Source organism: Polaromonas sp. P1_G1, assembly GCF_056405595.1.
This window is the reverse complement of record NZ_JBFUBU010000113.1, coordinates 1-1,340: the sequence shown is the minus strand read 5'-3', so window position 1 is coordinate 1,340 and position 1,340 is coordinate 1. Positions and strand designations below refer to the sequence as shown.

Below are 1,340 nucleotides of genomic sequence, written 5' to 3'. Positions count from 1 at the left end.
ACCCACAGCAGGTCAACGACCTGTTGCGCAGCAAGCTGGCCTGAAGTACTTCGAGACCCCGCCCAGAAAAAAGGCCTCTTGTGAGCAATGCCAGTCAGTTAAGCCGTACGTGATCTGAAGGGCTGTAAAAAGGGAGCGTGTTTCACGTTCCCTTTTTCTTTGATGAGCCTGCTGCAAAACACATTGGACGAAACTCTGGCGGCTTTGCCCGTCAGCGGGATGAGGGAGCTGGGATCGTTGATCGATCCGGCCTGGATCGAACAAGCGCTGAGCGCAACAGGCAAGGCCTCMATCCGTCGGCGCAAGCTGCCTGCCGACCATGCCGTCTGGTTGGTGATCGGTCTGGCCTTGTTTCGCCACATGCCCCTGTGGCAGGTTGTACAGGAGATGGCACTCACGCTGGATGGACAAGACTTGCCCGTTCCCAGCAGCAGCGTTCAAGCGCGCCAGCGACTGGGTGCTGAACCTTTGGCCCACTTGTTTGACTTGCTCACCAATGCTTGGGGCCGTGCCCATCCGGTGCATGAGCAGACTTTGCGCGTATTAGCGGTGGACGGTGTGGTCTGGTCTGCCCCCGATAGCGTGGATAACCGCGAGACGCTGGGCAGTGGACTGACGCAATACGGCCCTCAGCCTTGGCCGATGGTGCGCGGCGTGTGTCTGATCGATACCGACAGTCACGAGCTGCTTGATGCCAAGCTGGGGGACTACCACTGCGGTGAGCTGACACTGGCCGCTGATCTGCGGGGACTGGATCACTCGATCACGCTGTTTGACCGCGCCTACTTCTCAGCCGCGTTCTTGATGGATTGGCACAACACCGGAACACAACGCCATTGGCTCATGCGCGCCAAAGACAATTTGCGCCATGAGATTGTGCAAACACTGGGCGAAGGCGACTGGTTAATCCGCATGCCGGTGTCGCAACGCGCCAGGCAATTGCGCCCCGAGTTGCCAAGCCATTGGGAGGCGCGCTTGGTCGAAACGCATGCGGGTGGACGTGTCAGGCGCTTTATCACTTCCATGCTTGATCCCAAGCGCTTTGCYACACAAGAGTTGGCGCAACTGTACCGCCAGCGCTGGGAGATCGAACTGGGGTTTCGTGAGATCAAACAATCTTTGCAGCAAGCAGCCTCAGTTGGTAATGCAAGAAGTCTGGGGCGTGTTGATCGCCCATACATTGCTGCGACGCTGGATGTGTCTGATGGCCAGGCATGTGGGAGTGCAACCTACCCGCATCAGCTTCCATACCGCGCAGCACGCCATCGTCGGGGCGCTGCGTACCGTGCATTTAGCACGTGCGGGCACACTGCCCCAGCACTTGCAGCGTCTTCTAGACC

1 protein-coding gene is annotated in these 1,340 nt (G+C 58.7%); it reads left to right on the top strand.

Annotated features, from left to right (window positions below; all coding sequences use genetic code 11):
• Positions 1-162 precede the first annotated feature (162 nt).
• On the top strand, positions 163-1,340 hold a 1,178-nt coding region (locus AC1D1Y_RS25950), incomplete at its 3' end, for an IS4 family transposase (RefSeq protein ID WP_477684888.1).